The organism is Methylocaldum sp. (assembly GCF_039794385.1).
GTDB lineage: Bacteria > Pseudomonadota > Gammaproteobacteria > Methylococcales > Methylococcaceae > Methylocaldum.
This window is the reverse complement of record NZ_JBDIVO010000211.1, coordinates 1-8,641: the sequence shown is the minus strand read 5'-3', so window position 1 is coordinate 8,641 and position 8,641 is coordinate 1. Positions and strand designations below refer to the sequence as shown.

General features: G+C 60.3%; 5 protein-coding genes and 1 pseudogene. 2 read left to right on the top strand and 4 right to left on the bottom strand.

Going from position 1 to position 8,641, the window contains the following annotated elements; genetic code table 11:
• The 4 genes from tssM to tagH form a co-directional block, all read right to left on the bottom strand.
• The coding region (tssM, locus tag ABJK70_RS16395; protein ID WP_347258493.1) for a type VI secretion system membrane subunit TssM at positions 1-2,315 on the bottom strand (2,315 nt) is incomplete at its 3' end.
• A gap of 62 nt (positions 2,316-2,377) precedes the next feature.
• A complete protein-coding gene (icmH, locus tag ABJK70_RS16390) occupies positions 2,378-3,700 on the bottom strand; it encodes a type IVB secretion system protein IcmH/DotU (RefSeq protein ID WP_086133918.1) in 1,323 nt (440 codons plus the stop codon).
• 573 nt (positions 3,701-4,273) lie between these two features.
• Positions 4,274-5,611, bottom strand: a complete 1,338-nt coding sequence (gene tssK, locus ABJK70_RS16385; RefSeq protein WP_077731005.1) for a type VI secretion system baseplate subunit TssK — start codon at positions 5,609-5,611, stop codon at positions 4,274-4,276.
• Positions 5,612-5,632: 21 nt separating this feature from the next.
• Positions 5,633-7,207: a type VI secretion system-associated FHA domain protein TagH gene (tagH, locus tag ABJK70_RS16380; RefSeq protein WP_347258492.1), complete on the bottom strand. Its 1,575-nt coding sequence runs from the start codon at positions 7,205-7,207 to the stop codon at positions 5,633-5,635.
• Between the two features lie 505 nt (positions 7,208-7,712).
• Between tagH and tssJ the strand changes: the two genes are divergently transcribed.
• Positions 7,713-8,213, top strand: a complete 501-nt coding sequence (gene tssJ, locus ABJK70_RS16375) for a type VI secretion system lipoprotein TssJ (RefSeq protein WP_077731003.1) — start codon at positions 7,713-7,715, stop codon at positions 8,211-8,213.
• Positions 8,194-8,641: pseudogene (locus ABJK70_RS16370) on the top strand (alpha/beta hydrolase); the annotation flags it as partial. The gene tssJ and the pseudogene ABJK70_RS16370, both read left to right, overlap by 20 nt.

Here is an 8,641-nt window from a genome sequence, read left to right as displayed (position 1 = left end):
GTGGTCGGGCGGGACAATATGTCCAGCCACTCGATCGTCTGATTGATGTCCTTGGGTCGGCGCAGCTTGATGCTATCTAGAAGACCGCTCCACGCCTTCTGGTAATCGGCTAGATAAAGTGTCTTGAAATCGCCGTGCAAGCGTTGAATTTCGGTCAGGTCGACATTCGCCTGCTTGCCGAGCACCCAGTTCTCGGTCACCGCGTCCTTGACGAAATCGAAGCTTTTCTTGAGAAACAGCTCGGAATAACCGTAAGCCGTAAACAAGCCCGGCACTGAAAGCGTCCCGATATCCCGTCCGTCCGCCGCGACGAACACCCGCGCGCCGTCGGGCCCGAGCGCGGAGTCGAGCTTGAAATCGTGAGAACGATCCAGTAGCGCTTCGTTCTTGAAACGGGCGTAGAGCTGAATGGTCTGAGGAACTTGCGAAAGCTTCGCTCGCACGCCGGCGACCAGAGCTTCATCCATGGGCTGAGGATCGAGCCGCAACTTGAGAAGATTGTCGAGGTGGAGATTCAATCGGGCGAGCAAATCGGGTTCGGTGCCGAAACGGCTTTCCCAATCGCTGCGAATCCAGGGCGCTGCGATCTTGGCGTCCATGCGATCCGGCTGGCCGAGCATGAGATAGACCCGCAGAAGTTCGTAAAGAATATCGGGGTTGGAAGCTTCCGGGCCTGTCATGCGCTGCGCCAGGCGCTGAAGGTTGACCGGGAGGAAATAATCCCTGAGCCAGTGCTCGTAGGCATGATTCGCCGCGAGCTGGATTTTTTCGCCCTGATAAAGCCCGAAATGCGCCAACCGGCCGGAATTTTCGTAGATGTCGTTGATCGCCAGCAACGGATCGAGCTTGGGAATCAAGGTCCGGAGGCTCGATTGCCAATCGCTCCCATCGATGCGAGCCGCACGGTAGCGTTCGATTTCTTTCTCCACCTGCTCGATTGCGGAGGTATTTCGCTGGTAACTCACCAGCCAAAGGATGATGCAGCCCAGGGTCAGGACCAGCACCGATGCGTAAGCCCCGGCCTGTATCAGACGCCGGCGCCGCTCGACGCGGGGATCGAGGCCCGCCAAGTCGGCTTCCTGAAAGATGACCTCCTTAAGCAGGCGGGTGAGAAAGAAGCTCTTTCCCCTTCCGCTGAAGATCGGCGTCGCCTGGCGGTTGAGCCGGAACGTGGCGGCGAGTATGCCCATCACCCGGTCGATCGGCGTTCCTTCCTGGGTGCCGCTGGTCAGATAAATGCCGCGCAGCAGCGGACGGACCTCGTAGCGGTTCGCGCCGAAAGCGTCTTCGAGAAACTTCTCCATTGCCGGCTTCAAAAGCGCCATCTGCTGCGGATAATCGAGAATCAGGCTGCGCCGCTGTACGTCGCGCTCCTCCTGGATGCGGCTCTGCATGCGCCTATTCAAGCGCTGAAGCAGTTCGTCGTAGCCGGACGAGAACCGGGCCAATACATCCACCGGCTGCTTGAAATCCTCCGCCGGGAAGGTTTCGCCCCAAACCTGAGCGCGCTCTTCCTGCGTGAGGTCGGCGAAGAAATCGTTGAATCCCGCGACCAAATCGCACTTGGTGAACAGCATGTAGACGGGGAATCGGATTCCCAGTGTCGAATACAGATCCTGGACGCGCTGACGGATCGCCTTGGCATGCAAAGCGCGTTCTTCCTCGGTGTGCTGGAGCAAATCCGAGAGGCTCAGGGTCACGAGTACCCCGTTGATCGGCCGGCGCGGACGGTGTTGCTTCAGCAGTTTGAGAAAGCCGCCCCATTCCGCCGCATCTACCGCCTGATAGCTCTCCTGAGTGGTGTACCGACCGGCGGTATCGATCAGTACGGCCTCGTCGGTGAACATCCACTCGCAATTCCGCGTGCCGCTGACGCCGCGGATGGGCTGCGAGCCCAGCCGGTCGGCCAGGGGGAACTTCAGCCCCGAATTCAACAAAGCCGTCGTCTTGCCCGAACCCGGCGGGCCGATGATGACGTACCAGGGCAGCTCGTACAGGTGCTGCTTGTCGCCTCGGGTTTCGCGCAGCAGTTTCAGAGCCTTCGTGAAATTCTCGGTCAGCAGTTCGATATTCTCGTCGGCCGCCACCGCTTCGGCGGATTTTCCCTCGCCACCCTCGCCCGGTGCGGCGAGATCCTTCACCAGTTGCTGCTCCTTGCGTCCCGCCCGGATTTCCGCCACCAAACGCCAGATCACCCAGACCACGACCGCCACGGCCATGGTCAAGCCCCGAGCCCATTCGGACGCCAAGGGTTCTGAACCGGCGATCCCGATCAATGGGCCGACGAACCAGATCAAGGCGCATAGGGCGATCATCCCGATCGCCTGAATTACCCATTTTTTTTTCAAGAAATTGATAACGCCTTTCACGACTTGCCTCACTGGATCAGGATGTCCACGCGCCGATTGATGGCCCGGTGCTCGGCCGAGTCATTCGGAACCAGCGGTTCGTAATCGGCCCGCCCTTCGAAGCGAATCCTGCCCTGCAAGGCGGCGGAGGTCTCCAGAAGTTCCGCGACGTGCTTGGCGCGGGAGGTCGACAATTCGAAGTTGGACGGAAAGCGGGCGGAAAAGATGGGCTTGTTGTCCGTATGGCCGGTGACCAGGGCGCCGTCGCCGCCGGACTCCAGTTCCTTGGCGATCTTGGCCAACATCGGAACGAACTCCGGCTTAACGCGATCGCTGGCCGAGTCAAAGGAATTCCGAATCCGCAAGATTCGATCGTCCACCACTTCCACCATATTCCGGGAAATCTCCCAAGCCAGTATGGGTTTGAATCTTTCCGTCTTCGAGACCGGTTTCGGTGCCGGTACGGGTGCCGGCGTCGCGACCTTTTGAACCGGAAGGTTCACCTCGTCTTTCGCCAAAGCGAACAGATCGCGGGCGACGGGGTCCGACGCGGAATTGACGGCAAAGGCGAAGCCCAAATAGACCAGAACGAGCAACGCCGCGGCACCCGCCGCGATCACCCAGATCGGCACGTAGCGGACGATCGGGTTGCGTACGTCCTTGAGCCCCTGCCAACGAATCGACAAATCCCGCTCGAAATCTCCTCGAAGGCGCTGAATCAGCTGATACAGCTCGCTGCGCACGCGCTCCAATTGGCTTGCGCCGTTCTGCACGATGCGGTACTTGCCTTCGAGGCCGAGATTCAAACACAGCCAGAACAACTCGATCAGGTTCAGATTTTGGGCCGGCTGGCGCGCCAAATGCTCGAGAAACTGGAAGAACTTTTCGCCGCCCCAGGCTTCCTTGTGGAAGATCACCAAAAGGCTTTGGTGCCCCCAGTTGCTTTGCGCGCCCCAAGGCGTGTTCAGAACTGTCTCGTCCAGCAAGGTACAGAGCGCGTAGCTGGCGATGCGCGCATGCTCCTGTGTGACCCCTTGCCGCAGCACCCGGTTTTCGAAACCGCGCAGTTCGCTGACCAGTTGCTGCTGAAGCTCGGCCACCGCTTGATGGACCGCCGTGCTGCGCAGCCGGGAAACCAGGGAGAGCAGCGACAGCGCCGCCGTCACCACCGGATTTTCGCCGTATACCGCTTGCCGGCGCGCATCCAGTTGCACGTCGGGCACCCGGATCGGAGGCGGTTCGGGTGGCGGTGCCGCCGCAGCGGGCGTGGCACGGCGACGCCCGCCGGGCGTCGGCCGTATTACGGTTTTGTCTTCGTCGTCGAAGGGTGCGAAGGGATCGTCTGAATTCACTTTGGCTTTTCCTGGACGGCTAAGGCGTTTTCTGCTTTGGTGTAGTGCCCGCGGTAGCGGGTGCTACACGTCTTCTTGGTCCCGTTCGAGCGCCCCCGAGCATTGGAGCCCGGCACCGGAATTGTCCAAAGGAGCACGCGATGGATCGCGTGCGGCGACCGAGGCACACGGAAGTGCCTTCGGTCGCCCCCGGTGCCGGGTGAAACGCGCAGGATAAGGGTGCTCGCCGGGTGGCCTTTGGGCTCGCACCGTCCCTGGCGCTCGCGCTTCGCGCGCCCTTGGCGCCCAAATCGGCTCCCGGCCGATTTGTCTTTGGTTCCTTTCTTTTGGCCACGCAAAGACCAATTCGCCGGGAGCGAATTGGGACAGCGGTACGCTGGCCCGAAAGGCGAGGTCCACGGACGGACTTCGCAGCGTACCCCGCGTGCGGGGCGGCTCCCCGCTCTGAAACCATCGCCGCGCTTAGCGGCACCTTAGTCGAGTTTTCGAACATTTAACCCGCCATATGGCAACAAAAAATGCACTCGGCAGGATGGGATGTCGGATTCAGTTCACGGGCGGCGTGCATTGGCGTCAGGTTTTCTTGATCGCCCACAATTCCAGTTCGAGTCCCGGAAAATTGCCGCCGATATGGATCGCGAATCCCCCGGAAACCGACATTTTTCTCCACAGCTCGCTTTGCTTGTCGAGTTCGAAATAGGAGAAGCCGGCGTGATAGGGAATCTGACGGGGAGCCACCGGCAAGGGATGTACGGAAATTCCCGGAAGCGCCGACCGCACCAGTTGCTGGATTTCCTCCACCGGCCCGATCTTGACCTGGGGAGGGAAGTGGTTGCGCAGAAATTCCGGCGGTACCTGCGCATTGGCGGCGAGAACGAAAACGGCATTCTCCAGAAGTTTGAGGTCCGGCCGTTTCGCGCCGTATACCCCGAACTTCGGCTTGCTGAGCGGGATTTGAATGGCGTTTTGCTCCAACACCATGCTGAGGAGCTGCCGCAACTCCTCCATCACAGGCGTGAAACATTTCTGCAGATCGTCGTGCTGGTATACCGGAAAGCCGATCGGCCGCTTGGACGGACGATAGAAGGTCGCCAATTCGCCGGCCATCTGCACCGCCAGGCGGTAAAAATCCTCGGGATGCAGCGCCGCGGTGTTGGCCAGATGCTCCAGCAAGGGCTCGTAACGGTTGATAATCTGAAGCAGCATGAAATCGGCGATTTCCGCCACGCCGCCTTTCCCGGCCTCGGCCACGCGGCCGGCGAGGGCTTCGCCGCGAGTATGCAGCAAACCGTGCAGTTCCCGGAGGAATCCGCCGAGCAGCCCCGTTCCGAAACAATTGAGGCCCGGCGCGATATATCGCTCGTCCAGGACCACCGTTTTGTCGGCGCGAACTTCGATGATGCGGGCTACCCCCAGACAGACGTAGCCGGAGCGCTCCTGCCGTTCGAGCATCAAGCGGGTGCGCATTTTGCCGATTTGCACCGGAAACCGTCCGTCGGCGCCGCTATTGTGGTCCCGCACCTCGCGCTCGCCGAGACGATACCGAGCCAAACTGTCCTCGAACGCTTCGCTGTCGATCTCGGCCGAGTCCGGGCGCCGAACGGGAAGCGACAGATACACGACGTTGTCTTTGACGTCGTCGGGCGCGTCCAGGGGCAAGGGAAGCTCGTTGTCATCCGGCAGATTAAACGGAGTGCCGTCGGGAAAAACGCCCCGCACTTCAACCAGCGCCAGTTTGCCGACAGCTAGTTGCCGCGGATCGAGCTTCAGCGTGCCGAACCCCCAATCGAACGGTCGCAGACCGCGGCACCGGCCGTCGACCAACGCCTCCAGATAACGGTCGTGTTGCTGAAAATGCTGCGGACGAAGAAACATTCCCTCCGACCACACCACTCTGCTGTATTCGGACATATCGGTTCCTGTTGTATTTTCTTATCGCGAACGGGCCGATTGCAGTATGCGCATCTGCCGCTCGTAAACTTCCCCGAACTCCTCTCCGAAAAAGTTCTCCAGAATCTCGTTGACCAGTTCCGGATACGCTTTTCCGTAGGCATCCCAGCATTTCGCCTTCTTCTGAAAGACGATGGCATCCTCGTAAAGCTTTTCGAACCCTTGGGGATCGAACCGCCTCAAGGCCGCCGCCAGCGACGCCTGAATCCCCGCCGTCATGGCCATCTGATGATTCATGAGGTCGGCGAATCCCCCCCGCACCGCCTCGACGGGATCAGAGAATCCCGGATGGTTGCGCGCCAGCATGATCTTGAGCGCGTCGTCCACGTTCGGGGTAAATTTTAGCGGGTTATTGTCAACCGGACGCATGGTGGTAACAGAAACGCGAAATTGGCTTTTCAATTCCGCACGTGCCCGCATGACGGTCATCATGCCCTCGACGAAGCTGCGGAGCAGAACGCCCACGGTATTCATGACCGCCGCCATGTCCTCGTCCTTCACCCATCCAGTGGCGGGCGCGATTCCGGCACCGGCCAAAAAAGACGCGAACAACTCGCGGTCTGCCGCACTCTTCGAAACCGAGGAGGAACCGTCCGGCAGCACGGCCGAAACAGGTTCCGGAGCGGCCGGCGACGTGGCCGCACCGCTTAGATCTACCGGTGCGTCATCCACTGGCGGAACGCTGGCACGAGGCGGTATCGGCGCATCGGGCGGCAATCCCGCCGCTTGTCCGCCGTGAGCGGCGCTCTCGGTTCTCGCAGAACCCGGCATCTCCTCGAATCCGCCGAGCGGTCCGATTTCGGGCATCGAGTCATGCGAGTCGGCGGATTCGGTTGCGCCGGGGCCGAGTTCGTTCAAATCGAGCCCTTTAAAGAAATCGTCCGGCGGTTCCCAACTTTCCGGGGCGAGGGTGGAATGCCCCGATCCACTTTCACTCGCATCCAGGTCACGCAACAGGTCTGACAAATCGAAATCGGGCAGTGCCGCTTCTTCCGGTTTGTCAGCGATATCGGGCGGAATAAAACTGTCATGAAAAGGCGATGCGTCGGGCTGATCGATGAAACTCGGTCCCGACGGCTGGGATCTCTCCGGTTCCGGCGGAGGAAGATCGAACGGCGAGTCCCACGTCGGCGGCTCGGGCCAAGCTGCAGATTCCGGTACGGGCGCGGCGGGCGCCTCGTGCGAAGCTTCGAACGGATCGAAGCCGAACGGCGCTTCCTCGGGCTCTGCCGGCGGAAGCGACACTTCGACGACCGCGATTTCATATTCGCCGATCTTCAGTACGTCCCCATTCGACAGCGGCGCGGTGTCGTGCTGAAGGAGAAGGTCTTTATTGACAACATAGGTGCCCGCCGTGCTCAAGTCGGTGAAACAGTAAACGCCGTTCCGATACTCGATCGAGCCGTGCCTGCGGGAAATGAACTTGTCGGGATCCGGCAAAACGAAGCGGTTGTCGGGCGAGCGACCTACCGAACCGCCTTCCTGGTCGAAGGTGCAGGATGGTTCCTCCGGAACGGGAGCGCCCTTGTAGCTGAGAACTTTGAGGATGAGTGCCATGATGCGTGCTTCGGTTGAGCCCCTGATTGTCAGGCATTAAGCATAGACAATCGTAACGACGGAAAACTGAGGCCCCCGGAAAAACCGGCCATGTCCGAAGCGATCCAGGGTCTCAGCCCATCCTGCCTTCCCTGAACCGTTTGTATTCGTTCCATCGAGTCGCCGATAGCTTACACGCGAACGCCGGACAGGCAAAACGCGGTTCGGATACGATACCAGCCGCTTGCCGACCACGGCATCGAGAGCTAAGCTCAAAGCCGGTGTATCACTTAAAGAGGGAAGAAGACCGCGCTGCACGGGCAAAGGCCCTTGGGCCGCGCCCACCGCTCACCAACTTCCATGGGCACGCTATGCTTTACTCGCCCGTCCGTGGGGCTCGCCCTTCGGCTAGGCTTCGCCTGTTCAAATTTGCACCCGGCAGATTTGTGCCCATCCTACAACGCTTCTGATTTAGGGTGTAACGCCAGAATTTCCTTCGTTTATAGAGTCAGCCAGAGTCTTCCCAATGCGTGTAACCACAGTTCTCCCGATCCTTGTAACCTTTCTTCTCCTCGCGGGATGTGCGGCGGATGAGCCCAAACCGACTCCACCACCGCCCACCGTCGTACAGTTGAGGATCGAGGCGCTGCCCGATATCAATCTCGACGGCGAGGGCCGTCCGTCGCCTTTGTTGCTTCGCGTGTATCAGCTTAAGGAGCTGGCCGCCTTCAACGGCGCCGACTTCTTCCAGCTTTATCAGAATGAAAAAAGCGTCCTCGGCGCAGATATCGCGGGCAAGGAGGAATTCATTCTGCGTCCCGGAGAGAAGCGCGAGCTTTCTTTCGAAGCAAAACCCGACGCAAAGGCCGTCGGGGTGTTCGCGGCTTACCGCGATCTCGATTCGGCCCAATGGCGAGCCTCCGCTGCGATCCCTCCGAATACCACAAGCATCATCAAACTGCGCGTAACCAGCGACCGGCTCGACTTGGGATCTCCCGAACCGACCGATGAAGCGCCCGCCAAATAGGTTCGTCGCCGCCGCGTTGTTTTCGGTCCTGCTAATTGCCGGCTGCGCATCGCCCACTCAGCGGATCGAACACGCTGCGGCGCGCTTCGGATACCGGCCGCTCAATCTGGAGGGAAACGGCTTCAGGCTCGCGGCATTTTTCAAGCCTGGTGCGACAGGCGCCGGCAACAGCTTGCATCTCTATCTCGAAGGCGACGGAACGCCCTGGCTATCGCGCAGGACGATCTCGGACGACCCTACTCCCCGCGATCCGGTCATGTTGAGGCTGATGGCCTTGGACGAAGGCCCGGCTCTTTATCTCGGGCGTCCTTGTTATTACGGGCATTCGGCCGATCTCGGCTGTTCGCCGGCGCTGTGGACGCATAGAAGGTACGGCCCCGAGGTGGTCGACAGCCTGGCGCACGCCTTGCGGAGCTTCCTTTCGAAAA

Bases quoted from the DNA above. Each gene is read 5' to 3' on its own strand.
- tssK (WP_077731005.1), bottom strand. From the start codon at position 5,611: ATGTCCGAATACAGCAGAGTGGTGTGGTCGGAGGGAATGTTTCTTCGT.
- tagH (WP_347258492.1), bottom strand. From the start codon at position 7,207: ATGGCACTCATCCTCAAAGTTCTCAGCTACAAGGGCGCTCCCGTTCCG.
- tssJ (WP_077731003.1), top strand. From the start codon at position 7,713: ATGCGTGTAACCACAGTTCTCCCGATCCTTGTAACCTTTCTTCTCCTC.